This window comes from Kibdelosporangium phytohabitans, assembly GCF_001302585.1.
Lineage (GTDB): Bacteria > Actinomycetota > Actinomycetes > Mycobacteriales > Pseudonocardiaceae > Kibdelosporangium > Kibdelosporangium phytohabitans.
In genome coordinates, this window is the sequence record NZ_CP012752.1 from 74,212 (window position 1) to 100,565 (window position 26,354).

Sequence of the window (26,354 nt, forward strand, 5' to 3'; positions counted from 1 at the left end):
CTTGTTGTGTATCGCACAACGGAGGCTGAGCATGATTCCAGTCTGCGCGCTGGGTGACATCCGTCCCGGCGAGGCGGTCCGACTCGACGGAGAACCCCCGATCTCCGTGTTCAACGTGGACGGCGAGCTGTACGCGATCGACGACACGTGCACCCATCAGGACGCCTCGCTGGCCGACGGCTGGCTGGAGGGCTGCCTCATCGAGTGCCCGCTGCACGCGTCGTGTTTCGACCTGCGGACCGGCGAACCGACCGGCCCGCCAGCGAAAGTGCCGGTGCGCACCCACGAAGTGGTCGTCAAGGACGGGTACGTCCACGTCGTCGCAGCCCCGGTCGCGGCAGTCACCTGATGCGCACGATCACCGTGGTCGGCGCCTCGATCGCCGGCCTGTCAGCCGCGCGCGCACTCAGGGCGCAGGAGTTCGCCGGCCGGATCGTCGTGATCGGCGACGAACCGCACGAACCCTACGACCGCCCACCGCTGTCCAAGGGCTTCCTCGACGGATCGGCGTCGCTCGACGACATCGCGCTGAGCACACCGGACGACAAACTGCTGGACATCGACTGGCGCCTGGGCAGCAAAGCCACGGCCCTGGACACGTCCTCGCGAACGGTCGTGCTGGACACAGGCGAGCGCGTCGTGACCGACGCCGTCGTCCTGGCGACCGGAGCACGTGCCCGTGAAATGCCAGGTCCGGCGGGCGTGTACACGCTCAGGACGCTCGAAGACGCGGTAGCTCTCAAGCAAGCGCTGAACCAGGGCGGATCCCTGGTGGTGATCGGCGCGGGCTTCATCGGCGCCGAGGTCGCGTCCACCGCACGACAGCTCGGCCTCGACGTGACGGTGCTGGAGACGCTGCCGACGCCGATGGCCGGACCGCTCGGCCCGGAAATGGGTCAGGTATGCGCTGAGCTGCACGGACGCCACGGCGTCAAACTGATCACCGGCGTACCGGTGTCCACTTTGGTCGGTGATGACCGGGTGCGGGCCGTCCGGCTCGCGGACGGCCGCGAGATCCCGGCGGACATCGTGGTCGCCGGAATCGGAGCAGTCCCGAACGTGGAGTGGCTCCTGGGTTCCGGCCTGACAATCGACGGCGGCGTGGTCACCGACGCGCGGTGCATGACCAACCTGCCTCATGTCGTCGCGGTCGGCGACTGCGCGTCCGCGTTCAACGACCACGCGGGCCGTGTGATCCGCCTGGAACACTGGACGAGCGCGGTCCAGCAACCCAAGATCGCGGCCGCAAGCCTGCTGGGACGCACAAGCGCGCACGCCGCCCGGTTCTCCGTGCCGTACTTCTGGTCGGATCAGTACGGTTCACGCCTGCAGTTCGCCGGTCACCGCCGGGACGGCGACGACGTGGAGATCGTCGAAGGCTCGCCGGACGGGCCATTCGTCGCCGTGTACCGCCGCGACTCGCGGCCCGTTGCCGTGCTCGCCGTCGACCAGCCACGTGTTTTCGGGCGTTGGCGGCGTGAACTCGCTTCCGAAGGGGTGCTGAGTTGACCGTCAGCCTGCCGCCCAGCCTGCTCGCCACGCTGCCAGGGCACTTCTACACCGACCCGTCGATCTTCGCCGTGGAGCAGGAGCGGGTGTTCGAGTCGATGTGGTTCGCGGTCGCGCGCTCCGCCGACCTGGCCACACCGGGCAAGTTCGAAACCGCCGACGTGGGCAGGGAGAGCGTCCTCCTCGTGCGCGGCCGGGACGGACAACTGCGCGCCTTCCTCAACGTGTGCAGGCACCGTGGCGCCAAGCTGTGCGTCGAACCCGCGGGCGAGACCAAGCGGCAGCTGCAATGCCCGTACCACGCCTGGACATACGGCCTGGACGGCACACTCGTCGCGGCACCGAACCTCACCAAGATGCCCGACATCGACCGGGTCGAGTACGGGCTGATCCCGGTGCACTTACGCGAATGGCTCGGCTACGCCTGGGTCTGCCTCGCCGAACAGCCACCCTCCTTTGAGGACACTGTGCTCGGCGCGGTGCGTGACCGGCTCGGTGACGCGGAGATGATCGAGCACTGGGAAGTGGCCGCGCTCGGCGTGGGCAGGCGGATCGTCTACGACGTGAGGGCCAACTGGAAGCTGATCGTCGAGAACTTCATGGAGTGCTACCACTGCGCGACCATCCACCCCGAACTCACCGAGGTCCTGCCCGAGTTCGCCGACGGCTACGCCGCCCAGTACCACGTCGGGCACGGGGCGGCGTTCGCTGACGATGCGCGGGGCTTCACCGTCGACGGAAGTGCGGGATTCGGCCGGATCGGCGGAGTCGGCGAGGAGCTGGACCGCAAGTACTACGCGATCACCGTGAACCCCCAGGTTTTCATCAACCTGGTACCCGACCACGTCATCTTCCACCGGATGTTCCCGAGATCGGCCGAGCGCACGGTGGTGGTCTGCGACTGGCTCTACACCAAGGAAGTCGTTGCGACCGGCAAGGATGTCGCACGGTCGGTGGAACTGTTCCACCGCGTCAACCAGCAGGACTTCGACGCGTGTGAGCGCTGCCAGCCCGCGATGTCTTCCCGCGCGTACGCGAAAGGCGGCGTCCTGGTGCCCAGCGAGCACCACATCGCCGCCTTCCACGAGTGGCTGACCGAAATTCTCGCCTAGCGAGGAGCCATCCGCAGTGCGCCGTCCATCCGGATGACCTCGCCGTTGAGGTAGTCGTGGTCGATGATCGACAGCGCCAGCTTGGCGTACTCCGCCGGGAGGCCGAGGCGCTTCGGGAACGGGACGCCCTCGGCCAGTGCCGCGCGGAACTCGTCGCCCACGCCGGCGAGCATCGGGGTGTCGATGATGCCTGGCGCGATGGTCATCACGCGGATGCCGGAGGTGGCGAGGTCACGTGCGGCGGGCAGGGTCAGGCCGACCACGCCGCCCTTCGACGACGAGTACGCCGCCTGGCCGATCTGGCCGTCGAAGGCCGCGATCGACGCCGTGTTGATGATGACGCCGCGCTGGCCGTTGTCGTCGGCGGCTGTCTTCGCGATCGCTTCCGCTGACAGGCGCAGGACGTTGAACGTGCCGATCAGGTTGACTTCGATGACCTTCCGGTACACGTCGAGGTCGTGCACGCCCTTCTTGGAGAGGATCCGGCCCGCTGTGCCCACTCCCGCGCAGTTCACGGCCACGCGCAGCGGTGCTTCTCCGCTCGCCGCCTGGCCGACTGCCGCTTGGACCTGTTCGGGGCTGGTGACGTCGGCGGCGACGTACGTCACGCCGTCGACCACGGCCGCCTTCTCGATCGCGTTGGGCAGGTCGAGCGCGTACACCTTCGCGCCCTGCTTCGCCAGTGCTTCGGCGGTCGCTCCGCCCAGCCCCGACGCGCCACCCGTGACAACCGCCGCGATACCGCTGACCTGCATGCCTGCTCTCCTTTGGGCCGTGGACCCCAGAGAGGCTATCCGGCCCGGTCAGGCGTGGTCGTGGGGTGTGACGTCCTTAACGGGTTGCCCGCGGTCCGCGATGTGCATCAGCAGCACCAGCGGCACTGCCGCCAGCGCGGCGAGGACCGCGAACCCGAGCACGATGGCCAGTACCTCGATCATGCTCCTACTGTGCGTCTTCGCAGGCCACGGGCGCGTCCGCCGGGAGTGCGGTCTTCATGTCCGTCCGAGGGACCCCTCGGATGACCCACGGCTACGACTCAGGTCTGACACGACCCTGAGCGGCTACCATGGGGTTCGGGTCGTGACTGGCGTTCAGGTGGAGTACCACCGGGGAGCGGCTCCGCCGAGCACTGCCGCGCGCCTGGGCGATTCCCGCAGCCATGGAGTCGCTGTATGGCCTTGATGTCCGGCACGGATGTCGCCCGTGAGATCACCGAGCAGACCGCGAAGCGCGCGCACGAGTTCGAGCAGCGCACCGGGCGCAAACCCTGTCTCGCAGCCGTCCTGGTAGGGGAAGACCCTGCCTCCGTCACCTACGTGAAGATGAAGCGCAACCGCAGCGCCAAGGCCGGGATCGAGTCCCGGTTGGTCCAGTTGCCCGCCGCGACGACCACCGAGCAGCTCGTCGCGGAGATCACGAACCTCTCCGCCGACCCCGGGGTCGACGGGATCCTGTTGCAGCACCCCGTGCCCGGCCACATCGACGAGCGGGCCGCCTTCGAGGCGATCGCGCCCGGCAAGGACGTCGACGGCGTCACCATGCACTCGTTCGCGGCCATGGCTTTCAGCGAGCCCGGGTTCGCCTCCGCGACCCCCGGCGGCATCATGCGGCTGCTGGACGCCTACGAGGTCGACCTCACGGGCAAGCACGCCGTCGTGGTCGGCCGCAGCCCGATCCTGGGCAAGCCGGTCGCGATGCTGCTGCTCGCCCGGCACGCGACCGTCACCATCTGCCACTCCAGGACCGAGAACCTCGACGAGATCGTCCGGACCGCGGACGTCGTCGTGGCCGCGGTCGGCAAGCCGGGGTTCATCACCGCCGTCAAACCCGGGGCCGTGGTGATCGACGCGGGCTACAACGAGGGCAACGTCGGTGACGTCGACTTCGACCGGCTGGCCGGGACGGCTTCGCTGATCACGCCCGTGCCCGGTGGCGTCGGTCCGATGACGATCGCGTTGCTGCTCGAACAGACCGTCTCAGCGGCGGCCAGGCGGGCAGATCTCGTCGAGGTAGGCGAGGTCGTCGGCTGACGGGCGCCACTTGACCGCTGCGGCGTTCTCCTCGGCCTGCTCGGCCGTGGTCGCGCCCGCGATGACCGACGAGACCGGGTTCTGCGCGGTCAGCCACGACAACGCCAGCGTGGTCATCGAGATGCCCCGCTGGTCGGCGAACGCCCGCAGCGCGTCGAGCCGGTCCCACGGCGCGTCGGCGAGCAGCTTGCGCCTGCCCGCCAGCCGCGAGCTCGGCGGTGGCTCCTCGCCGCGCCGGTACTTGCCCGTCAGCAGGCCGTTGGCCAGCGGGAAGTACGGCAGCACGCCGAGCCCGAAGCGGCGGGCGGCCGGGTTGACGTCCCGCTCGGCCTCGCGCTCCAGCAGCGAGTAGTGGTTCTGCGCGGCGATCGGCTGGGCCACGTGCTGGGTGCGCGCGGTCCACGCCGCGTCGGCGATCTGCCAGCCCGCCAGGTTGCAGACGCCCGCGTAGCGGATCTTGCCCTCGGTGATCAGCTCGGACAGCACGCCGAGGGTCTCGCCGATCGGCGTCTTCGGGTCCGCGCGGTGCAGCTGGTACAGGTCGATCCAGTCGGTGCCGAGCCGGCGCAGCGACGACTCCACCGCGCGCCGGACGTACCGCCGCGAGCCGCGCGCACCGAAGTCGGGGCCGTTGCCGCCTTGCATGTCCACGCCGAACTTGGTGGCGATGACCGCGTGGTCGCGCCGTCCGGACAGCGCCTGGCCGAGCAGTTCCTCGCTGCGCCCGCGCGGGGCGCCGTAGACGTCGGCGACGTCGAAGAAGGTGATGCCGGCGTCCAGCGCGGCGCCGACGACGGCTCTCGACCCGGCGAGCGACTCCGCGGGGGTGCCTGGCCTGCCGAGGTTGTTGCAGCCGAGTCCGATGGCACTGACCACGAGCCCGGACTCACCGAGATGTCGGTGCTCCATGCGGTGGAACCCTATGTCGGCGTGAGCCAGGAGTTCCAGCCGCGTACGTCGCATGGAGTATTCGAGCACGCCAGCTTGTGTTAGGACGGAGGTCAACTCCGGCTGCGACCGTCCCAGTGACGAAGATGGGGTGGTTCGGTTGCAGCGAAAGATCGCAGTGGTCGGCACCGGCTATGTCGGCCTGACCACAGGGGCGTGCCTGGCAGCGCTCGGACATCGCGTTGTCTGCGCGGACATCGACCCGGCCAAGGTGGGCAGACTGCGGGACGGCCGCGTCGACATCCTCGAACCCGGCCTCGACGAGCTGGTCCGGCGGGGCACCGCGGCGGGAAACCTCGAGTTCGTCCTCGGTGCGGCGAACGCCGTTTCGCCTGATACCGACGTGGTGTTCCTCTGCGTGCCCACTCCGATGGGCGCCGACGGCTCCGCTGACCTGCGCGCGGTCGAGTCCGTGCTGGAGGAGATCGGCGAGTTGTTGCCCGCCGGGTGCGCGGTCGCGACCAAGTCGACGGTCCCGGTCGGCACCGCGGACCGCCTGCGGCACATGGTCGGTGTGCCGATCGTGTCCAATCCGGAGTTCCTGCGCGAAGGCAGCGCGGTCGACGACTTCCTGCACCCCGACCGGATCGTCGTGGGTTCGTCCGATCGCGAAGCGGCACAACGGGTCGCTGATCTCTACGCGGCGCTTCAGGCGCCGACGCTCGTGCTCGACGCGGCCAGTGCGGAGATGGTCAAGTACGCCGCGAACTGCTTCCTCGCGGTGAAGCTGTCCTACGTCAACGCGATCGCGCAGCTGTGCGACCGGGTCGGCGCGGATGTCCGCGAGGTGACCGAGGGGATGGGCCTCGACCCGCGCATCGGCCGGTCGTTCCTCAAGCCGGGACCGGGCTGGGGCGGGTCGTGCCTGCCCAAGGACACGACCGCGTTGTTGCACGTCGCCGATTCCGTCGGGCTCGACTTCGCGGTGCTGCGCTCGGCGATCGAGCAGAACGCACGCCAGCAGCAGGACGTCGTCGACCGGATCAGGCAGGCGTGCGACGGGACGATCCGGGGCGCCCGGATCGGCTTGCTGGGGCTGGCGTTCAAGGCGGGCACCAACGATCTGCGGGATTCGCCCGCGCTGCGGATCGCGGACGCGCTGATCGCCGAAGGTGCGGAGATCACCGCGCACGACCCGGCGATCACCGGCGAGCTGCCGGGTATGCGGCTGGTCGACGACCCGTACGAGGCGGTGAAGGGTGCGATCGCCGTGGTCGTGCTGACCGAGTGGCCGGAGTTCCGCACGCTGGACTGGAGCAGGGTGGCCGAGTTGATGGACGGCTTCACCGTCGTCGACACCCGCGACCTGCTCGACGGGGCCGACCTCGGCGAAGCGGGCCTGCGGTGGAAGGCCATCGGCAGGCCCTGTTGAACCAGCGTTAACCGGCGGCTTAGATAGTCGGCTATGTTCACCACTCGCCCCGAACTGGCCGGCACGCACGGAATGGTGGCCACCACCCACTGGCTGGCCTCGGCGGCGGGGATGGCGGTGCTCGAGGACGGCGGGAACGCGTTCGACGCGGCCGTGACCGCCGGTTTCGTGTTGCAGGTGGTCGAGCCGCACCTCAACGGCCCCGGCGGTGAGGTGCCCGCGGTGTTCCTCGCCGCGGGGCAGTCGCAGCCACGGGTGTTGTGCGGCCAGGGTGTCGCACCTGCCGCCGCGACGATCGAGCACTACCGCGGCCTCGGTCTGGAACTGGTTCCCGGCAGCGGGATGCTGGCCGCGACCGTGCCGGGGGCGTGGGACGCCTGGCTGATCCTGTTACGGGACCACGGAACCAAACGCCTGCGGGACGTGCTGGACCGGGCGATCGGCTACGCCCGCAACGGATTCCCGCTGCTGCCGAGGATTCCGGACACGATTGACACGGTGTCGGACCTGTTCGTCGAACACTGGCCGACGTCGGCGGCGCTGTGGATGCCCGATGGCAGGCCGCCCGCGGCGGGCTCCCGGTTCCGCAACCCCGTACTGGCCGACACGTGGGAGCGGCTGCTGGCCGCGGCCGAGAACGCCGGTGCGGACAGGGAAACCCAGATCGAGGCGGCCCGGCTGGCCTGGTCGAGCGGTTTCGTGGCCGACGAGATCGACTCCTTCGCGCGCAACGCGTTCCTCGACGACTCGGGCCGTGCGCACGCGGGCCTGCTGACCGGCCAGGACATGGCTTCGTGGCAGGCGTCCTACGAGGACGCGCTGACTGTCGACCACGGCGAGTGGACGCTGGTCAAGTGCGGTGCGTGGACCCAGGGGCCGGTGCTGGCCCAGCAGTTGCGGCTGCTGGAGGGGTTCGCCGACCGGCTGTCCTATGTAGACGGTATACCGACGGCCGAGACGGTCCACCTGGCCATCGAATGCACCAAACTGGCGTTCGCCGACCGGGAAGCGTGGTATGGCGACGACCCGGACGTCCCGCTGACGGCGCTGTTGTCGGACGACTACACGGCCAACCGCCGCGCGCTCGTGTCCGACCAGGCCTCGTTCGAACTGCGGCCGGGCTCACCGGACGGCCGGCCGCCGCGGCTGCCGGAGTTCGCGGTGCCGTACTTCGTGCCTGCCGAGGAGATCTCCGGCGCGCTCGGCGAACCGACGGTCGGCAACAGCGGTGTGGTCCGCGGCGACACGGTGCACATCGACGTGGTGGACGCGGCGGGCAACATGATCTCCGCGACCCCGTCCGGCGGCTGGCTGCAGTCGTCCCCGACGATCCCGGCGCTCGGCTTCTGCCTGGGCACGCGGGCGCAGATGTTCACACTGGAACGGCATTTCGCCAGCTCGCTGCGCCCGGGGCGACGGCCGCGGACCACGCTCTCGCCGTCGATGGCGTTGCGCGACGGCGTGGCCAGGATGGCGTTCGGCACGTCCGGCGGCGACCAGCAGGACCAGTGGCAGGTGTGTTTCTGGCTGGCCCACATCGGCGCGGGCCTGAACATGCAGCAGGCGATCGACGCCCCGGCGTGGCACTCCGGCGCGTTCCCCAGTTCGTTCTTCCCCCGCTACTGGCAGCCGGGTGAGCTGGTCGTGGAGTCGAGGATCGGTGACGCGGCGATCGCCGAACTGCGCGAGCGCGGCCACCTCGTGACCGACGCGGGCCCTTGGATTCTGGGCCGGTTGACCGCGGTGTCCCGCGATCCCGCGGACGGCATGCTGCGCGCCGCCGCCAACGCCCGTGGCATGCAGAGCTACGCCGTCGGGCGTTAGGCCCTAGTTCTTGCGCGGTCGCTTGAGCATGACGTGCATCAGCCGCCCCAGGAAGAACGCGGTTCCCAGGGCCACGATCACGACTGGCACCCACATCGAGGCCTCCGTCGGTGGTGGACTTCCGTTCCTAGGACGTTCCCGAGGCTCCGCCGGTTGAGTGTGTGACCCGGGTAACACCACTCCGACACGCATGAGTCATGCCCGATCGTGTGTACGCATCCCGTCCGGAGGTTGCGTCCGGTGACATGAATAAGCCAGTTCACTATTTAATTAGTGAAAGGTGTTACCTTGGCCGCAGCCGAAGGCGGAAAGGAGACGGCCGTGAACTCGCGAAAGCAGCCTGAACAGGCGCTTCCGGTGATCGCTGACCGGCTGGGCAAGAAGTACCGCAGGGGATGGGCGTTGCGGGAGATGTCACTGGCGATCCCGGTCAACCGGATCGTGGCCCTCGTCGGCCCGAACGGCGCGGGCAAGAGCACCCTGATGGGGCTGATCACCGGGTTGCTGCACCCGACGACCGGTGGCATCACCGTCTTCGGTGACCACCCGACGGGCAAGGGGCTGCACCCAGCGGTGTCCTACCTGGCCCAGCAGAAACCGCTGTACCCGCAGTTCACCGTGGCCGAGACGCTGACGTTCGGGGCGCGGACCAACCCGACGTGGGACCAGCGCTACGCCGGGTACCTGGTCGAGCAGGCAGCGGTGCCGATGAACGCGAAGGTGGGCACCCTGTCCGGCGGACAGCGCACCCGCGTCGCACTCGCACTGGCGTTGGGCAAACGCCCGCGTCTGCTGCTGCTCGACGAACCGTTGGCCGACCTGGACCCGTTGGCCCGCGAGACAGTCCTGCGCACGCTGATCACCGAAGCGCGGACGCAGGGCATCACGGTGGTGCTGTCCTCGCACGTGCTGGCGGAACTGGAAGGCGTGTGCGACCACCTGCTCCTGCTCAACAGGGGACAGGTCCTGCTGGCCGGGGACGTCGACCGGCTCGGCGCCGACCGCGTCCCGCTCGGCGAACTGGTCCTCAACCGGATGCGCGAAGCGGCAGCACGGGGAGAAGCGGCATGATCTGGGTTTCCTGGCGGCGGCAACGCGCGCAGCTGATCACCCTGCTCGGCATGCTGGTCATCGGCGGGGGCCTGATCGCCCTGCTGCGGTCGAACATGATCGACACCATCGAGTCTTTGCGGCTCACCAACTGCGTCACGCAGTCGGCCACCAGCTGCCCGGCCGCGGGCTCGATCCCCCTCTTCGCGACGGACTGGACCACCCCGCTGCACGCGGGACAGGCCGTGATCCTGTTCCTGCCCGTGCTGATCGGCGTGTTCATCGGTGCCCCGCTGTTCGCCAGGGAACTGGAACAGGGCACCCACGTGCTGGCCTTCACCCAGTCGGTGAGCCGTACCCGGTGGATGATCAGCAAGCTGGTCGTCGCGCTGGCCCCCGCGTTGATCGTGCTGATCGCCCTGCAAAACCTGGTCTCGTGGTGGCTGTCCGCGGCCGGGCTGCTGGGTCCGCGCAACAGCGGGTCGTTGCACTTCCTCAACTACGGGATCGAGCACGTCTCACCCGCGGCCTTCACGCTGTTCGCCTTCGCGGTCGGTGCCTTCCTCGGGGTGGTGTCCCGCCGCACCCTGGTGGCGATGACCGCCGGGCTCGGCGCGTTCGTCGTCCTGCGCCTGGCCATGTCCGAACTGGTGATGCGAGTGCTTCCCGTCCATCGGGTGGAGTACGCGGCCGGCGTGAGCCAAAGCGCGGCAATGGGTGAGTACCGGGGCGCCTCCCTGACGGTCGGCTCGGGCTGGATCGACGCCGCCGGGCGGGAGATGCCGTCCAAGGAGACGTACCCCCTGCTCCAGGCCTGCAAGTCGACGCCAGGCGGGACGCCGAGGACACAGGAGGAGTTCCTGGCGTGCCTGCCGCGGTCCGGCCTGGTCAAGCAGTACGTCAAGGTCATCCCGGAGAACCAGGTCTGGCAGGCGCACCTGTACGACGCGGCGGTCTTCGGTGGCCTCGCGGTCCTGCTGCTGGTGGGTGCCGGGTGGGCGCTGCGGCGGCAGAGCTGACCGCGGTGCGCGACCCCGGGCCGCCGGAGCACATATGCTGACCGGTGTGATCGAGTTCCGGATCGACCGGCGCTCCGCGGTCTCCACCTACATGCAGATCACCCAGCAGGTCAAACAGGCCATGCGACTGGGGCTGCTGAACCCCGGCGACCGGCTGCCATCGGCGCGGGAGGTGGTGGAGGCGACCGCCGTCAACCCCAACACCGTGCTCAAGGCGTACCGCGAGCTGGAACGGGAAGGACTGGTGGACGCCCGCCGCGGTCTGGGTACCTTCGTCACCAAGTCGTTGTCCTCCAAGGCCACCACCGGCGACGACGCACCGCTGCGGCAGGAGCTGTCCGGCTGGATGGGCCGTGCCCAGCGGGGCGGTCTTGTCGTGGAGGACGTCGACGCCCTGTACTCCGCCGTCCGCGACGAGCACTACCCCGGCGAGGAACAACCATGAATCCCTTGACCGCCAACGCCGTGGGCAAGCGGTACCGCACCCGCTGGGCGGTCCGCGACTGCAGTTTCGCCGTCCCCGAAGGCAAGGTCGTCGCCCTGGTCGGCCCGAACGGCGCGGGCAAGAGCACCCTGCTGCGGATGGCCGCCGGTCTCGTCCGGCCGACGACCGGCGAGCTGACCGTCTTCGGCGCTCCCGTCAACGGCCGCATCCACCCGGACGTCTCGTTCCTGACGCAGAACCGTTCGCTCCACCGCGACTTCACGGTTCGCGAGCAGACACGTGCCGTCGCGGCCATGAACGACCGCTGGTCCACCGACCGGGTGCACGAGGTGCTCGGACTGCTGGCGGGCGTGGACGTCGACGCGAAGATCGGCACCCTCTCCGGCGGCGCACAGACGCAGGTGGCCATCGCGCTGGCGCTGGGACGGCTGCCCCGGCTGCTGCTCCTGGACGAACCACTGTCCGACTTGGACCCGTTGGCCCGCGACGAGACGCTGCGGATCATCATGACCGAGGTGGCCGACCGCGGCACCACGGTGGTGATGTCGTCGCACCTGCCCAGCGACCTGCGCGAGGTGTGCGACCACATCCTGCTGGTCGACGACGGCCGCGTCCGCGTCGACGGCGACATCGAGGAAGTCCTCGCGGAGCACCGGATCCTGGTCGGCCCGGCCGCGGACGAGTCCGCTGTGGAGGGAACGCTGATCAGCGCGACCCGCACCGCGCGCCAGTCCACCCTGCTGCTGCGGGAGGTCGAGCAGGCGCCGGAAGGCTGGGAAGGCACCGAACCCGACCTGGAATCACTGGTCATGGGCTACCTGCGGGCGTCACGCGAACGGCAGCTGTCGGGCAGGAACGACTGACCGGAGCCCTACTTGCGGATGGGGTTCTCGTTCAGCACACGCACGATGCCGTCGACCACGTCCGGCTGCAGCAGCTGGTTGTTGCCGGACGCGATCGTGCGCTCGACCACCTCGACCGCGACGACCTCGTTCTGGGCCAGCATCTCGCCTGCCGCGCGGCCGTTGTCGGTGTTGACCTTGCCGTAGTGCAGCACGGTCAGGTCACCGAACGAAGCCGCCATGTAGCGCAACGCCTTGATGGTGAACGAGTCGCCGAGCAGGCCGACCGACTTCGCCACCGTTCCCGGACCGGTGGCGTGGCCGACCTGGACGGGCGTGGAGAAGTCCGGCGGAACGGCCCTTGTCTGGTCGCGCACGCCGTCCGGCTTCAGCGCGTACTGGAAGCCCTTGTTGGTACCGGAAAGACCGATCAGCGGCGGGGTGTCGGACGGGACCGAGTACTCCTGCGCCGGCGTGGTCACCCAGTTCCGGGTGATCGTCGGGTGGATCGCCTCCGCCAGCCTGCGGGCCATGATGATGCCGCCCTCGTCCCACCAGTGGCCGTCCAGCGGCGGGTAGACCGGCTTGCCCAGCTGCTTGCCCCGCGCCTGCAGCTCGCCGCGCAGGTCGACGACCCCCTGCTCCGCGGTGAGCAACGGCCACAGCTCGCTGTTGACCTTCTGCAGGCAGTCCCGGCCCGCGTAGGTACCCGGCAGGTTCTCCGGCACGATCGTGGACTTGTCCGGCGCGACGACCAGCACGAACTTTCGGCCGGACGCGTTCACGCCGTCACGCAGCCTGCGGATCATGTCCACCGACGCCCGCAGGTCGCGGACCTGGTTGCAGCGGCTGACCACGTCGTCGCCGTAGTACATCCAGCCGTTGCGGCCCTCGATCGCGAGCGGGATCGTGATGCCCGGGTTGATCTGCCGTTTGTCGCCGCTTTGCGGGGCCGGTACGCCCGCGACCGGGCCGGACACCTCCGAGCTGCGGCCCAGTGCGGGCGGCTCGCCGAACAGGCCCCGGCTGATGCCGTTGACCAGGTCGATGGCGTCCCGCCGGAACGGCAGGTGGTCGTTGGCCCAGCCGTCGAAGTCCGAGAAGAACGACCAGCCGTCGCCCGGGTTCGGGAACGCGGCCAGCCGGTGGTTCTCCAGCTCGGTCGGGCGCATCCCCACTGTCAGCGAGAAAATCGGCAGGCCGAAGAAAACGACAGCGCAGATGATGGCCGTGAGCTGCCGCACGCCGTGCCGCGGCCGGTACAGGGTGTGCTCGCGTGGCAGCCATGCCTCGTGGATCGGAGGCAACGTCGTCTGCGCCATGAGCCCACCCTAGCCGGACGCATGTCCTCAGACGCCGTGATTGACGTCCACGCGGTATTCGCCGACTTCGATCGCGTACAGGTAGCTGGCCCAGTCGCTGCCTGCGCGTTCGTCCGGCGCGGCTTCGAGGACGGTGCAGCCGATCTGCTCGAACAGCGAGCACACCAGGTCCTTGCGCACCCCGTGCATCTCCATCGCGCCGATGGTCGCGGGCGCGGCCGGAGCCGCCTCGGGCGCGCTGTCGTCCCCGGCGGGAGCCGCGGCCGGCGACCGCACCTCGACGGGCACCTGCACCGGCTGGCTGCCCCGGTCCGCCCACCACGCCACGGATTCCTGGACGACGTCGACTTCCAGCTCGTACGAGCCGGGCTCGGTGGGCGCCTTGACCCGGATCAGGGCCTCGGTCTGCTCACCCGGCCGCAGCGGGCAGCGGACGCTGTCGCGGCCGTCGTCCTGGATCACCATCAACCCGTTGCGGCGCCAGTGGTTGCCCGCGTTGAGCAGCTGCCCGCGCGGCCATTCGCCGTCGCTGAGGTTGGTGACACCGACCCGGATGTAGCTGTTCTCGCCGACTTCGAGCGACGACGGTGCCTCCAGCACGCGCAGCTCGGCCTTGCTGTGCCACGGCGGGATCGGCCGCACGGCCGGGATGTGGCTGGGGATCTGGAACAGCAGGTGCCCGCCCGGCCGCACGATCCGCGCCATCTCGAGCAGGTAGCGCAGCGTCAGCGCGGGCCTGATGTGCTGCAACGTGATCACGCTGATCACCAGGTCGACCGAGTCGTCGTCGAACGGCAGCGTGGCGGCGTCGTTGTGGACGAACCGGACGCGGTCGGGGAACGGGTTGCTCGCCCGTGCCTCTTCGATCATCGAACGGGCCACGTCCACGCCCGTGACGTTCTCGAAGTGCTCGGCCAGCGCGAAGCTCAACCGGCCGACGCCGCAGCCGAAGTCGACCGCCGTGTCACCGTAGGGCCTGCGGAACTTGTCGAGGATGTCGAGCAGTGAGCGGATCTCGGCACGGCCGCTGTCGAAGAACCTGGTCTTGGCCTGGCCGTCGTGGAACTCGTGCTCGGTGAGCACCGCCCAGTACGGGTCCGACGTGCCGAGCGTTTCCCAGGCGTCGCGGACTCTGTCAAGCTCCTTGCTCATCTGATTCCCCTCTGGCAAGTCTTTCGTCCAGCATCCGTTCGACCTTGCCGAGCTGCTCGGTCAGCTGCTCGATCCGGGCGTTCTGCGCCTCGGTCGTGTCCACGAACCGGCGGTTGAGCCGGTCGAGCGCGGTCTGCACACCGTCGGTCAACGCGGCCATCACCTTGCGCTGGTGCACGTCGTAGTGGTCGATCAGCCGGAGCACGACACGCCGCATCGCCGGGGCGAGCGGCAGGCGCGACGGCCCGTTGGTCTCGGCGCGCCACCGCACCGCTTCCCGCGCGTCCACCAACGGCCGCAGCACGGGGTCGGTCGGTGCGAGCGACTGCGCGGGCCTGTCGGACTTGCCGGTTCGCCAGGTGCGGTGCGCCGCTCGCAACTGCTCGGTGATCCACGCCGACGCCGCTTCCGGCGAACGGGTCCGCAGCAGGTGGTCCCGCGCGGCCTGGCCACGCCGATGGGCCTCGGCCGGGTTGTCGGCGACCTCGCGCATCGCCGCCGCGGCCGCGTCCAGATCCGGATCGGCCCAGTGCCCGTCCTGCTGGTACGGCGGCCAGCCGGGGCCGACGTCGACCGTCCGGTACGGGATCGGCCAGCCGGTCTCGTCGTCGAAGAACTCCGTCGTGCTGGAGTAATCCGTTGAGATGACGGCCATCCCGCGCATCATCGCCTCGGCGACCGTGAGACCGAAACCCTCGCTGCGGTGCAGCGACACGTAGCAGTCGCTGTCGGCGTAGAGCTTGTTCAGCTCGGCGAAGCTGAGGTAGCGCTCGACCAGTTCGATCCGCGGGTCGCCGCCGACCTCGTGCAGCAGGCGCTCGACCGCTTTGGCGTGCAGCTGACCGTTGGTGGCCTTGATGACCAGCTTGACGTCGTCGCGGCCGTGGAAGGCCTTCTTGAAGGCTTTGACCACGCCCCACGGGTTTTTGCGTTCGCCTGTGCTGTTGTAGTCGAAGGCGAAGAAGAACTGGGCCGGTGTTCCAGGCTGCCTCGGCTGCCGCGCCGGCAGGCCGGGATCCAGCACCGGCACCGGGATCACCTTCACCGGCACGGACGTGTGCCGGGCGAACGCCTTGGCGCAGAACTCGCTGACGGTCCAGATCTCGTCGACGAAGTCGTAGCCGCCGTGCTGCCACGCCGGGAAGTCCTCGAGCTCCCACGCCCACAGCCCGATGCGGTACCGCTCGTAGCCGATCTCCGGGTAGCTGGACATCAGCAGCTCGGTCTGGTCGCCGTTGACGGCCGTGATCGTCACCGGGAACCGGGGCCTGCCCGCGGTGGGTGGCAGGTCCAGTGCGGTGCTGCAGGCCAGCGAGTGCTCCTCGACGACGGACACGAGCGGGATCCCGGCCCGCTCGACCATCTTCGAGATGATCCGGCCCATCTCGCCGAGACCCAGTTCCGCGGTGAGGTACCCGGCGACGTTCACGCCGAACTCGTCGACCGGCGGGCGCAGCGCACGGGGTTCCCTGGGCAGCGCCCACTTCGGAACCATCTGCTCTGCCACGCCGTGCGTCCGGCACCAGTGCCGGAACGCAGCCGCGTCGGCGCCGCACGGCGACGGGAACGCGCGCCGCAAGTCCTCACGCTGGTTCCAGACAGCCATCACCAGCCGGTTCAGCCCGGCAGCTTCCTCGGGCGGCGCGCTCGGCATGGCCAGCCAGCGCTGGAACCCGGCGCCGTGGTCGGCGCCGAACGGGTGCGGCGGGACCTCGGTGACAGCCCGCTTGAACAGCAGGTCCTCGGCGTCCGGCCGTTCGGCTTCGATCCACGCGCCACGGAACATCCGGCGCAGCGACCTGGTCAGCTCGGTGCCGTCGGGCAACGTGTCGAAGCCGTAGGCCACGGACTTCAACGGCTCGCGATACCCGTCGGCCAGCAGCAGTTCCCGGTACTCCGCGGCCAGCCGCGCGACCTCGGGCTGCTCGGACAGCCTGATCCGCGGCCGGACCTGGCAGTGCCTGCTCAACAGCCACGGGACTTCCGGGCGGTAACCGCTGAAGTGGAAGAACCGCACGGGATCCGCGCCCGCGCGCAACGTGCCGTCGGCGTCGCGGCTCAACGGCCGCTCGTGCAGGTTCCAGTAGGCGACGTTGAACCCGGTGTCCCTGATGACCGTGTGCCGGAACAGCGTGGGGATCTGGTCGGCCCACCGCTGGTCGGCGAACAGCTGCGCGGCGGTGTCGACGATCGCGTCGTGGCGCAGCCGCTCGGCCCAGAAGTCGAGGAAATCCCCGGCACCCCGGCCGACGGCGAGGAAACCGAGGTCGAACATGCCTTCCCCGAGGATGGCCTGTTCGGACGGTTCCTTGTGGTCACGCGGAAGCGGCGCCAGGAACCGCGGGGTGAGCACGATGTCGTCGCTCGCCGCGAGCCGCGCGACCTCCGGCATCGGCGCGTGCACCCGGATGTCGGGGTGCAGGTACACGACGACGTCGGCACGGGTCAGCAACCGCCGCAGCAGCAACGGTTTCACCGCGCTCGCCAGCTCGTCGACCGAGTAGGCGGTCGCCATTCGCAGGAAGTCGTCCTCGTCGACGTCCAGCAGTTCGGGCCCGGCCAGCTCGAAGCCGTCCCCGGTCACACCATCGGGCACGCCGTCGGTCACGACGACGACGAACTCGTGGCCCGGGTGGTGTTCCAGGTACGACTTCGCCAGCACACGCGCGAACGGGAGGTAGTTGCGCGCGACGACCGTGCACGCGATGGCGCCCGGGTGGTCAGCCATTCGCGGCCAGGATCTTCAGCTGCTCGGCGAGCAGATCGTTGAACACCTCCGTGACCGTGACCAGGTCGTTGCCCACGACCTGGATACGCACCAGGGTGCCCTTGTGCGCGTAGTGCGCGCGGATGAACGCCGGGGTGTTGGCCGTCTTGTCGTACTTGGAAGCGACGACGCCGGTCGGCTGGTTGTCGAGCGCCTTTGCGCCGTTGGCGATCTGCTGCTCGGCCAGCTTGTCCCTGGCCACGGTCGCGGTCTCGGCCGAGGTGGTCTGCGTGGTGAAGACCGACGGGTTGATGCTCTCCGGCGTGTCGGACACCGCGAGCCTGGCCTTGCCCGCGCCCGCGTCGGTGAGGATCTGCACCTCGGTCGGCGTCAGGAAGTTCTCGGCCTTGGCGTCCGCGAACGTCTTCACGTTGTTGTACTTCTCGTTGAGCTTGCCCGGCATGTCGGCGATGGACAGCTCGTCGCGCGGCGGCTTCGGCTTCGTCGTGCTGGTCGGGGACGGCGAGGGCTGCGGCTCGATCGCGCCGGGCTGGTTGTTGTCCTTGCCGGTGAAGAAGACGAAGTACGCGCCGACTCCGAGACCGATGACCAGCACGAGCGCGACGAGGATCTTGGCGCCCTTGCCGAACTTCGAACCCTTGTCCTCGGCGAAGACCTCGGGCCCCTGCGCCAGCCAGGTCGGCTGCAGCGACGGCATCGGCTGGTCGTCCATGCCCCACGGCGAGCCCTGGTTCGGGTTCGGCGGCGTGGAGTGCCACGGCGCCTGGTGCTGCTGCGCACCCTGCTGTTGCACCGGGCGGACGACCTGGGTCCGCTCGGCCTCGCCCGTGTTGCCTGCCTGCTGGCCGCCCTGCTGCTGGCTGACGACCTGCGTCACGTCGGGGTTGCCACTCTGCTGCTGGCTGACGATCTGGGTCGACTCGGCGCCGCCCTGCGTCGGCTCCCAGCGGAACGGCGTGGGGAACGGGCCGCTGCTGGGCTGCTGGCCGGGCTGGTGCACCTGCGTGGCCTCAGCCTGCTGCGGCGGAGGCGGCGGCGGCGTGGGCTGCTGGGGCGGCTGCTGCGCGGGGAAGGGGTTGCTCGCGGGCGGCTGCTGCGCGGGGAACGGGTTGCTCGCCGGTGGCTGCTGCGCGGGGAACGGGTTGCTCGCCGGTGGCTGCTGCGCGGGGAACGGGTTGCTCGCCGGTGGCTGCTGCGCGGGGAACGGGTTGCTGGCAGGCCCGGATGACGCCGGTGGCGTGGTGGCCCCCGTCGCCGTCGCCAGGAGCTGATCCCGGCGTTTGCGGTAGTCATCGGCGTGGATCCGCCCCTCCGCAAGCGCTTGATCAAGCTGCCTGAGGTCTTCCTGCCAAGACATTCGACCCTCCAGAATCGTTCAAACGGGTCACATTGTTGCGCATGCTCACAGCCACGTGTACGTCGCTGCCTCCGGGCGGGTACATGCTGGGTACCGGGCTGCTATTTGGGCTTGATGGACGCGGTCGCCAGTTCGGCCGTGCGCTTCATGGCGTTGACCAGCTGCCGCTCGTTGTTCGGCCCGGACTGCAGGACCACCAGGCGCACGGCACCCTTGTCGATCGGGTACACCGCCTCGTAGTACGCGGCACCGGCGACAAGGATCTTCGTCACAGTCACGTTCGCGGGCAGGCCGTCGATCGTGGCCGGGACCATGTTCGCGCGCTTGCCGCGCTCGAGCGCACCGGACACGATCCGCGTCCCACCGGTGTCGGTCTGGGTCTGGAAGGCGAACAGCTGGTAGCTGAGGTTGCCGGTGACGATCGTGCGGAAGTAGATCTTCTGCAGGTCGGTCGCGCTGAGGTACGCGGCCTCGTCCGGCCGGATCAGGTTGTTGGTCTGCGCCTGGTCGACGGTGAGCACGCCGGCCGTCGACAGCTGCGAGTCGGTCGGGTTGGGCAGCTTGTCCAGCGTCAGCTCACCAGAGGTGGCCGCGGGCGGCGCCGCGTCGGGCTGCACACCGCCGGTGTTGGGGCTGCCGTCGCCGCCGCGGAAGGCGAACCACCACACGCCGCCCGCGACCAGCGCGAGCACCACGACGGCCACGAGGAACTTCGGGACCTTCGCCGACTCGCGCGTGCCGGGCTTCGACGGCTTGTTGCCGAACACCTCGGAGCCGTGCATCGGGACCAGCGCCGTGGACGTCGAGGCGGGCGGTGGCGGTGGCGGCGATGCCGGTGGCGGCGCGCTGGCCTGCATCGGCGGGGGAGGCGGTGGCGGTGTCTGCGGCCTGGCCGTTTGCCACGCGCCCGCGGGGACCTTCTGGGTCACGTCGGCGGACCTGCTCGTGTCCGGCTTGGTCTCCGCGCTGAACGCGTTGGCGATCGACGGCGACTTCTGCCGGTGCACCCGCCGCAGGCTGATCGCACCGCTCGACGCGGCGGCGAGCAGCTCGTCACGCCGCTTGCGGTACTCCTCCGCGCGGATCTGCCCCGCGGACAACTGCTCGTCCAAGCTCTGCAGCTCATCCTGCCAACCCATGAGTCAGCCCCCTTCATCCCGGCCATGGAGCCATGTGGCAATTCTCGCTCCCAGCCGTCGGCCATGGCGGCGCGACCGGGACGGATGTGCGTATCGGGCAAGGTCTGTGCCTTGCCGGGAAGGACGGTGATGGATCCTCTCGGTCGTCCAGCGTTCACCGTGACAGGCGAATCTTGCCACTGTTGTACAACGGACAGTGCACGATCGTCACCCGAATGGTCTCATCGTCATGTCAGCGGTCCGGGCCCGGCGGTGAGCGGACGATTAATTTGCGTTCGCACCACGGGTGGCCAATGCGTCGTACGGGCAGAAGGCAGCCGACCCGTCCAGTATTGTCGGGCCGGGTGTTCGCCGCGTGGTGCCTGCGCGAGCCCCGGAAGTCGCTGTTCCAGGGGGATTGTTGATCACACAGACCGTTGCCCCTGAGCAGGCCGCGCCCAGCGGGCCGCCGCAGCGGGGCGCAGCCAGGCAGGGACGGGCCCTCAGGGAACCGCTGCTGGTCATCCTGAGTGGACTCGTGCTCGCGCTGGCCTTCTGCTGGCCGATCGTGCGCGCGCCGCGCACCACGGTGCTGTTCGACCTCGGCGACCCGCTGCTGCAGACGTGGGAGCTGGCCTGGCAGCGGCACTTCCTGTTCGGCGGCGGCGACTTCTGGACCGGCAACATCTTCCTCGCCGCGCGGAACAACTTCGCGTTCACCGACTCGCTGCTGGGCTACCTGCCGTTCAGCCTGATCGGCGGGGACGACCAGGCGGGCGCGCTGCTGCGCTACAACATCGTCTTCCTGTTCGCGAGCACCCTCGCGTTCGTCGGCGGGTACTGGCTGGTGCGCCAACTCGGCGGCAGCTGGCACGCCGCCGCTCTCGGCGCGGTCGTGTTCGCGTGGGCGCCGTGGCGGCTCGCGCACGTGCACCACCTCAACCTCCTCTCCACGGGCGGGATCGCGCTCGCCCTGTACGCGCTGGCCCGCGGGCACGGGTTCTCGCTGCGGCACGGCTTCCGGCCGGAACTGGCCAGGCCGGGCTGGGCGCTGGCCGGATGGCTGATCGCCACGTGGCAGATCACCATCGGGTTCGCCACCGGCCTGCCGTTCGCCTACGTGCTGGGTGCGGTCGGCGTGGCGATCGCCGTGGCGATGTGGCGCGGGCGCAGCCGGATCACCCGGCGGCTGGTGATCGCCAACGGCGTCGGCGTCGGCGTTTTCCTGGTCATCACGCTGCTGATGACGCTGCCGTACCTGCGTGTCATCGACCTGTACAAGTTCAAGCGCACGGCCGAGGAATTGGCGGTGTACTCGCCGCCGCCGCAGGGCCTGATCACCACCTCGCACTTCTCCTGGCTGTGGAGCGACACCGCGCTCACCCGTTGGACGTGGGAGATGGACCCGGCCCCGTGGGAGAAGTGGATCTTCCCCGGCCTGGTGCTCGTCATGTTCGCCGTGATCGGCCTGTTCGTCAGCGCGTGGCCGCGCCGCACCCGGATCCTGCTCGGCGCCGGCGCGGTGCTCACCGGCATCCTCGCGCTGGGGACGAGTTTCTTCCACGGCACCTTCACGTACCTGCTGCTGTGGAAGTTCATGCCCGGCTGGGACGCGCTGCGCACCCCCGGCCGGCTCATCATCTGGACAACCTTGCTGCTGATCCTGCTCGCCGCGGGCGCGGTGACCAGGCTGGCACAGGTGCTGGCGGAGAACCGGACTGTGTCGCCGGTCAGGCGGCGGCTGCTCGCGCTGGTGATGGTGCTGCCCGCGCTCGGCGCCGCGCTGGAGTCGGCGCCGGTGCTGCCGTACGCGCACCCACCGGAGCCTCCTGCCGCGCTGAGCGAGGCGTTCGCGATGGAGCCCCGCGACGGGGGCACGCTCATCCTGCCGATCCACCTCACCGGCGACTCGATCCCGATGCTGTGGTCGATCAAGGAGGGATTCCCGGTGATCGCCAACGGCAACACCGGCAACTACCCGAAGTCGTGGACCGAGCTGTCCAAGATCAGCACCGCGTTCCCCAGCCCCCGCAGCATCGACGAGATGAAGAAGTACGGCATCCGCAAGGTCGTCGTGATCAGGTCGCTGCTGGAGATGCCCCGCTCCGCGGGCGACAAGTCACCCACGTACGACAAGGCGCTGGTGCGGTCGGTCAAGGGACTGCCGGTGACCAGGACCGACCTGTCGGACGTTGTGGTCTTCACCCTGCACTGACACCGATTGCTAACGACAGCGTCTCGATGCGCTCGTGCTGAGTAGATGTACTCAAGACAGCCCGGCGCGGTCCGTGGACGCTTCGAGGTATGCCAAAGAACACAGCAGCTTTCTACGCACAGGCCGTCGCGTCCTTCGCCATCGCACTGGTCGCGGTCGCCGTCGGGATCATCGTGCTGCCGGTCGATCCCTGGATGCGCGGGTTTCTGAGTTTAGGCCTGTTGTACACGGTGACCTCGGCGTTCACCCTGGCCAAGTGCATCAGGGACCGGCAGGAGGACAGCTCGGTGTCCAAGCGGGTCGACCAGGCCAGGCTGGACAAGCTGATCACCGAGCACGACCCGTTCAAGGCCGCGTAGACCGCGTCAGCAGAGCAGGTGCGTGCACCGGGTCGTCGTGGTGGTCGGTGGCCGTTTGGTGGTCGTCGTTGTCGTCGTAGTGGTCCTCGTCACTTCCTGGGTGGTGGTGACCACTTTCTGGGTTGTCGTGGTGGTCGTCGTGGTCGATTCGGACGCCTGCGACGACGAGGACGACGAGCTGGACGACGTACTCGACTGGGAGCTCTGCGAGGTCTGCTCGGGGGCCGCGGGCGCGCTCGACACGGCAGGCGCGGACGACTGCGTACCGTCCGTGGCCACGTGTTCCAGGCGCAGGGGAGCGCGGTCGGCCGCGCGTCCACTCACGGCACCGACGGCGAACAAGGCCGCGACGGCAGCTCCCAGGAACGCTCCCACGGCCATGCGTAACGGAGCGCCTCGTGTGTCGAGCACGGCGTTACCTCTATCGGGTTAACCCGATCGGGTCAAGCGGAAGTGGACTAACTGGCCATTTTCCGGCGCCCCGCCCGGGGGCACCCGCATACGACTAACGGCCCGGGCCTTCAAGGCCCGGGCCGTTCGTTGCTGGAGGGTTTGGGGGTCATCTCCCCAAAGTTATGGCGAACGACGATGTCCACGCTTTCCGTGGACACACGTCCCCCGAGTGAGCGGATGACGGGACTCGAACCCGCGACCCTCACCTTGGCAAGGTGATGCGCTACCAGCTGCGCTACATCCGCATGGCGTCTCTCGACGTTGCTGAGACTCTACCGCATCTTCGAACCGAGGTTTCCGGTGGGCCGACCTCCCCCGTGCGGGTGTAGTTCATTCGCGGCACTCATGAGCGATTCAGTCAGCCGAATGGCGGATCTGATCAGGTTATCTGGCTCACATCCTTGGTCGGATGTCACCAAGAGTCTTCACACTACCCACACTCGGCGACGCCCAGATGTGGCATGTTGTTCAACGTTCGCGTGTATCCGGAGGGAGGTACCTAGCCGGATGACCGCAACGGGCAACCCTGCTCTCGACACTGGCGAGGAATCGTTCCACGACCGCGAACTCCTGGCCGCTCTGCGGTCCGGTGAGGACGCCGCTTTCGGCGAGCTGTTCTCCCGGCACGCGGACGCCGTGAGGCGTATGGCCCGGAGTTTGGCGGCCGATCGCGCGGACGCCGAGGACCTGACCGCGGAAGCGTTCTTCCGGGTCCTGCAAGCGATCCGCCGCGGCGCCGGGCCCGTCGACAACGTCCGCTCCTACCTGCTGATCGTCACGCGGCGAGTGGCGTGGGAATGGAGCGAACGGCGCCGGGACGTCCCGGTGTCCGACGAGGTCCTGTCCCACCGCGCCGGCGGGAGCCCGGACACGTCCGGCCAGGCGCACGAACGCAACCTGATCACGCGGGCGTTCACCAGCCTGCCCGAGCGCTGGCGCAGCGTGCTGTGGAAGGTCGAGGTCGAAGGCGAGCGGCCCGCCGTGGTCGCGGACAACTTCGGCCTCAGCGCCAACGCCACCGCCGCGCTCGCCCGGCGCGCCCGCCGCGGCCTGCGGGCCGCGTACCTGCAGGCGCACCTGTCCACGCACCACGGGGCGACCGGGTGCCGGTCGGTGCTGGAGAAGCTCGGCGCGTACACCGCCGGGACGATCAAGGGCGCCGAGCGGCGCCGGGTCCGTGCCCATCTGCTCAGCTGTTCGTCGTGTCAGTCGACACACGACGAGCTGCGGGAAGTCTGCGCGGGCCTGCGTTCCTACGCGGGCATGATGGCCGCTCCGGTCGCGCTCGGCGGACTGGTGGCGCAGAAGACCGGGTTCTGGACCACGCTCAAGGGCCTGGTCACGTCCACCGGGGCGAAACTGACCCTCGCCGGGTCGTCGGTGGTCGCGGCCGGGGTCGTCGGCATGACGGTCGTGCCCGGTGCCGACGACGCGGTCGTGGCGGCGCTGGACTTCACCGGCCAGGGCCCGGCCGAACTGGTGATCACCGAGTCGCCGCTGCCTGAGGTCATGGCCGCGACCGGGTCCCTGTCGTCGTCGTTGCGTTCGACGGGCACCGGCCGTGCCCAGCAGCCCGCCAGGAACGAAGTCGGGCCGGGCGGTGACAGCGGCCAGAACGGCGGCGGTGGAGCGGCTGCGCAGAACCAGCCCGAGCAACGCGGCCAAGGCACCGTCGGTCACCGCGAGACCGAACTCGAACTGCGCAACCAGCCGCCGCCGACCACGGTCGAGGAACGCGACATCGAGACCGAGGGCGTCGAGACCTCCGGCTCCAGCGTGCTCGTCGGGCCGCCGGACGAGGAGACCTGCCCGCCGACGTCGGGCCAGCCGTTCATCTCCGAGCAGACCACCCCGCCGAAGACCTCGAAGCCCACGAAGCCCCCCAGGACGACGCCGGAGGTGACACCGGCGCCGGGACAGCGACCGGCGCAGGCAACGCCGGTGCCCGAGCCCGAGCCCGGTGCGCCGGACCTGCCGGAGACCGCAGGCCAGCCGACGCGCTGAGTGACGATCGACTTTCACCCGCTGGGCCTAGTCCCGACGCGGTACCGTTGACGCATGCGCGACCGCAGACAGTGGATCGGCGCCTACGCAGACGTGTCGTGGAGGAGACGAGAATGACGCGCCTGGTACGTGGTGCAGACGGCCGTATGTGGACCGTGCGTGGCGAGCTGGAGTGGGGGCGCCGACCGGCCACGGCCGAGGACTTCGAGCACGACGTGAGCGGCGGGCACGGCCCCGGTGTGGTGATGATGTTCCTGGTCATCGTGCTCGGCCTGGTCTGGGTGCTGCGGATGCCGGAGGACGTCGTCGTCCCGGCGTGGGTCGTGCTGGCGCTGCTGATGATCTTCCTGTTCTTCCCGGCCCGCTGGGCGCTGCGCCGCCCGTGGAAGCTGGTGGCCGAGACCGGCGACGGAACCCCGGAGGCCCCGGTCGAGAAATGGGTGGGCACGGTCCGCGGCATGTTCACGGTCCGTTCCGAGGTCGCCAAGGTGGCCCGCGACATCCAGCGCGACACGATGCCGAGCTTCGACGGCCCACTGCACCCCGTGGAGTGACACGGGCGGAGTGACAGGGCGGCGTGCGCGGGTGAGACTGTCCCTGTGCCAGAGCTACCTGAGGTCGAGGCGCTCGCGCATCACCTGCGTGAGTTCGCGGTCGGCCGTACCGTTCACAGGGTCGATGTCGCCTCGCTGCAAGTGCTGAAGACCGCGTCACCTCCGTGGACCGAGCTGCACGGCCGGACCGTGACCGGCGCTGGGCGTTACGGCAAATACCTGGACATGGACTGCGACGGGCTGCACCTGGTCGTGCATCTCGCTCGTGCGGGTTGGCTGCGATGGGCGGACACGCTCAGCGCCGCGCCGCCCAAGCCCGGCAAGGGGCCGTTGGCGTTGCGCGTGCATCTCGGTCCGCCTGGTGAGGGGCCCGGTTTCGACCTGACCGAGGCAGGCACCAAGAAGGGCCTCGCGGTGTGGATCGTGACCGACGTGCAGCAGATCCCGCAGATCCAGACGCTCGGCCCGGACGCGCTGGCGCTGTCGGTCGAGGATCTGGCGAAGCTGCTGTCCGGCCGCACCGAACGGCTGAAGAACGCCATCACGGATCAGCGTCTGCTCTCCGGGGTCGGCAACGCCTACTCCGACGAGATCCTGCACACCGCGAAACTCTCGCCGTACGCCACGGCGGGCAAGCTGGACGACGACGCCATGGCCAGGTTGCACGAGGCCATGCAGTCCGTGCTCAAGGACGCCGTCGACCGCTCGGTCGGCCAGTCCGCGGCGCGCCTCAAGGGCGAGAAGCGCTCCGGCCTGCGTGTGCACGCCCGTACCGGCTTGCCGTGCCCGGTCTGCGGTGACACGGTCCGCGAGGTGTCGTTCGCCGAGAAGTCCTTCCAGTACTGCCCGACCTGCCAGACCAACGGCAAGCCGCTGGCCGACCGCCGGATGTCCAAACTGCTCAAGTGATCCCTGCAACGGCGGCAGGCCGGGAGTCCGTC

At 69.4% G+C, this 26,354-nt stretch carries 24 protein-coding genes, 1 tRNA gene and 1 riboswitch; of the genes, 15 read left to right on the plus strand and 10 right to left on the minus strand.

The window, feature by feature from the left end; translation table 11 throughout:
* Positions 1-31 precede the first annotated feature (31 nt).
* From AOZ06_RS00355 to AOZ06_RS00365, 3 genes are read left to right on the plus strand one after another with little or no spacing between them, the layout of a single operon-like run.
* The gene (locus AOZ06_RS00355) at positions 32-349 is read left to right on the plus strand and encodes a bifunctional 3-phenylpropionate/cinnamic acid dioxygenase ferredoxin subunit (protein ID WP_054287564.1); all 318 of its coding nucleotides are present in this window, start codon (positions 32-34) and stop codon (positions 347-349) included.
* Positions 349-1,509 (plus strand): NAD(P)/FAD-dependent oxidoreductase, encoded by a 1,161-nt coding sequence (locus AOZ06_RS00360; protein WP_054287565.1) that lies wholly within the window; start codon positions 349-351, stop codon positions 1,507-1,509. The genes AOZ06_RS00355 and AOZ06_RS00360 overlap by 1 nt, the downstream gene beginning before the upstream one ends.
* On the plus strand, positions 1,506-2,621 hold the full coding sequence (locus AOZ06_RS00365) for an aromatic ring-hydroxylating oxygenase subunit alpha (protein ID WP_054287566.1): 1,116 nt from the start codon (positions 1,506-1,508) through the stop codon (positions 2,619-2,621). The genes AOZ06_RS00360 and AOZ06_RS00365 overlap by 4 nt, the downstream gene beginning before the upstream one ends.
* Here the strand turns inward: AOZ06_RS00365 and AOZ06_RS00370 are convergent.
* Both AOZ06_RS00370 and AOZ06_RS61180 read right to left on the minus strand, forming a co-directional pair.
* Positions 2,618-3,376 (minus strand): SDR family NAD(P)-dependent oxidoreductase, encoded by a 759-nt coding sequence (locus AOZ06_RS00370; protein ID WP_054287567.1) that lies wholly within the window; start codon positions 3,374-3,376, stop codon positions 2,618-2,620. The two genes, AOZ06_RS00365 and AOZ06_RS00370, sit on opposite strands and share 4 nt — an antisense overlap.
* Before the next feature lie 48 nt (positions 3,377-3,424).
* Positions 3,425-3,559: a hypothetical protein gene (locus AOZ06_RS61180; protein WP_257721451.1), complete on the minus strand. Its 135-nt coding sequence runs from the start codon at positions 3,557-3,559 to the stop codon at positions 3,425-3,427.
* A 132-nt stretch (positions 3,560-3,691) separates the two neighbouring features.
* Positions 3,692-3,774, plus strand: a riboswitch (ZMP/ZTP riboswitch).
* 19 nt (positions 3,775-3,793) lie between these two features.
* On the opposite strand from AOZ06_RS61180, the gene AOZ06_RS00375 reads away from it, so the two are divergent.
* Positions 3,794-4,651, plus strand: coding sequence for a bifunctional 5,10-methylenetetrahydrofolate dehydrogenase/5,10-methenyltetrahydrofolate cyclohydrolase (locus AOZ06_RS00375; RefSeq protein WP_054287568.1), 858 nt, complete (start codon positions 3,794-3,796; stop codon positions 4,649-4,651).
* Here the strand turns inward: AOZ06_RS00375 and AOZ06_RS00380 are convergent.
* A complete protein-coding gene (locus AOZ06_RS00380; protein ID WP_054287569.1) occupies positions 4,598-5,560 on the minus strand; it encodes an aldo/keto reductase in 963 nt (320 codons plus the stop codon). The two genes, AOZ06_RS00375 and AOZ06_RS00380, sit on opposite strands and share 54 nt — an antisense overlap.
* 139 nt (positions 5,561-5,699) lie before the next feature.
* Here AOZ06_RS00380 and AOZ06_RS00385 point away from each other — a divergent pair, with 139 nt between their 5' ends.
* The 6 genes from AOZ06_RS00385 (at position 5,700) to AOZ06_RS00410 (ending at position 12,172) form a co-directional block, all read left to right on the plus strand.
* The gene (locus tag AOZ06_RS00385) at positions 5,700-6,971 is read left to right on the plus strand and encodes a UDP-glucose dehydrogenase family protein (RefSeq protein ID WP_225953111.1); all 1,272 of its coding nucleotides are present in this window, start codon (positions 5,700-5,702) and stop codon (positions 6,969-6,971) included.
* A 33-nt stretch (positions 6,972-7,004) separates the two neighbouring features.
* Positions 7,005-8,795 (plus strand): gamma-glutamyltransferase family protein, encoded by a 1,791-nt coding sequence (locus AOZ06_RS00390; RefSeq protein WP_054287570.1) that lies wholly within the window; start codon positions 7,005-7,007, stop codon positions 8,793-8,795.
* A gap of 321 nt (positions 8,796-9,116) precedes the next feature.
* The gene (locus tag AOZ06_RS00395) at positions 9,117-9,866 is read left to right on the plus strand and encodes an ABC transporter ATP-binding protein (protein ID WP_054287571.1); all 750 of its coding nucleotides are present in this window, start codon (positions 9,117-9,119) and stop codon (positions 9,864-9,866) included.
* A complete protein-coding gene (locus AOZ06_RS00400; protein WP_054287572.1) occupies positions 9,863-10,864 on the plus strand; it encodes an ABC transporter permease in 1,002 nt (333 codons plus the stop codon). Before AOZ06_RS00395 ends, AOZ06_RS00400 begins: the two co-directional genes overlap by 4 nt.
* A gap of 46 nt (positions 10,865-10,910) precedes the next feature.
* The gene (locus AOZ06_RS00405; RefSeq protein ID WP_218922069.1) at positions 10,911-11,309 is read left to right on the plus strand and encodes a GntR family transcriptional regulator; all 399 of its coding nucleotides are present in this window, start codon (positions 10,911-10,913) and stop codon (positions 11,307-11,309) included.
* A complete protein-coding gene (locus AOZ06_RS00410) occupies positions 11,306-12,172 on the plus strand; it encodes an ATP-binding cassette domain-containing protein (protein ID WP_054287574.1) in 867 nt (288 codons plus the stop codon). The genes AOZ06_RS00405 and AOZ06_RS00410 overlap by 4 nt, the downstream gene beginning before the upstream one ends.
* 8 nt (positions 12,173-12,180) lie before the next feature.
* On the opposite strand, the gene AOZ06_RS00415 is transcribed toward AOZ06_RS00410, so the two are convergent.
* The 5 genes from AOZ06_RS00415 to AOZ06_RS00435 form a co-directional block, all read right to left on the minus strand.
* Complete coding sequence (locus AOZ06_RS00415) at positions 12,181-13,473, minus strand: alginate O-acetyltransferase AlgX-related protein (protein ID WP_054287575.1); 1,293 nt, start codon at positions 13,471-13,473, stop codon at positions 12,181-12,183.
* Between the two features lie 27 nt (positions 13,474-13,500).
* Positions 13,501-14,625, minus strand: a complete 1,125-nt coding sequence (locus AOZ06_RS00420; protein WP_054287576.1) for a class I SAM-dependent methyltransferase — start codon at positions 14,623-14,625, stop codon at positions 13,501-13,503.
* Positions 14,609-17,353: a glycosyltransferase gene (locus AOZ06_RS00425; protein ID WP_054287577.1), complete on the minus strand. Its 2,745-nt coding sequence runs from the start codon at positions 17,351-17,353 to the stop codon at positions 14,609-14,611. The genes AOZ06_RS00420 and AOZ06_RS00425 overlap by 17 nt, the downstream gene beginning before the upstream one ends.
* Positions 17,346-18,710: a hypothetical protein gene (locus AOZ06_RS00430; protein ID WP_054287578.1), complete on the minus strand. Its 1,365-nt coding sequence runs from the start codon at positions 18,708-18,710 to the stop codon at positions 17,346-17,348. Before AOZ06_RS00430 ends, AOZ06_RS00425 begins: the two co-directional genes overlap by 8 nt.
* A 101-nt stretch (positions 18,711-18,811) precedes the next feature.
* On the minus strand, positions 18,812-19,849 hold the full coding sequence (locus AOZ06_RS00435) for a hypothetical protein (RefSeq protein WP_054287579.1): 1,038 nt from the start codon (positions 19,847-19,849) through the stop codon (positions 18,812-18,814).
* 400 nt (positions 19,850-20,249) lie between these two features.
* Between AOZ06_RS00435 and AOZ06_RS00440 the strand changes: the two genes are divergently transcribed.
* Positions 20,250-22,043: a hypothetical protein gene (locus tag AOZ06_RS00440; RefSeq protein WP_157232737.1), complete on the plus strand. Its 1,794-nt coding sequence runs from the start codon at positions 20,250-20,252 to the stop codon at positions 22,041-22,043.
* An 89-nt stretch (positions 22,044-22,132) separates the two neighbouring features.
* A complete protein-coding gene (locus AOZ06_RS00445; RefSeq protein WP_054287581.1) occupies positions 22,133-22,402 on the plus strand; it encodes a YiaA/YiaB family inner membrane protein in 270 nt (89 codons plus the stop codon).
* Positions 22,403-22,408: 6 nt separating this feature from the next.
* On the opposite strand, the gene AOZ06_RS58290 is transcribed toward AOZ06_RS00445, so the two are convergent.
* Together AOZ06_RS58290 and AOZ06_RS00455 are read right to left on the minus strand one after the other, a co-directional pair.
* Positions 22,409-22,813: a hypothetical protein gene (locus AOZ06_RS58290; protein ID WP_179950797.1), complete on the minus strand. Its 405-nt coding sequence runs from the start codon at positions 22,811-22,813 to the stop codon at positions 22,409-22,411.
* A gap of 214 nt (positions 22,814-23,027) precedes the next feature.
* Positions 23,028-23,100: transfer RNA gene (locus tag AOZ06_RS00455), tRNA-Gly, on the minus strand.
* Positions 23,101-23,362: 262 nt separating this feature from the next.
* Between AOZ06_RS00455 and AOZ06_RS00460 the strand changes: the two genes are divergently transcribed.
* The 3 genes from AOZ06_RS00460 to AOZ06_RS00470 all read left to right on the plus strand — a co-directional run bounded on the left by AOZ06_RS00460 (position 23,363) and on the right by AOZ06_RS00470 (position 26,322).
* On the plus strand, positions 23,363-24,859 hold the full coding sequence (locus tag AOZ06_RS00460) for a sigma-70 family RNA polymerase sigma factor (RefSeq protein ID WP_054287583.1): 1,497 nt from the start codon (positions 23,363-23,365) through the stop codon (positions 24,857-24,859).
* A 113-nt stretch (positions 24,860-24,972) separates the two neighbouring features.
* Complete coding sequence (locus tag AOZ06_RS00465; protein ID WP_054287584.1) at positions 24,973-25,413, plus strand: hypothetical protein; 441 nt, start codon at positions 24,973-24,975, stop codon at positions 25,411-25,413.
* A 45-nt stretch (positions 25,414-25,458) separates the two neighbouring features.
* On the plus strand, positions 25,459-26,322 hold the full coding sequence (locus tag AOZ06_RS00470) for an Fpg/Nei family DNA glycosylase (RefSeq protein WP_054287585.1): 864 nt from the start codon (positions 25,459-25,461) through the stop codon (positions 26,320-26,322).
* Positions 26,323-26,354 lie beyond the last annotated feature (32 nt).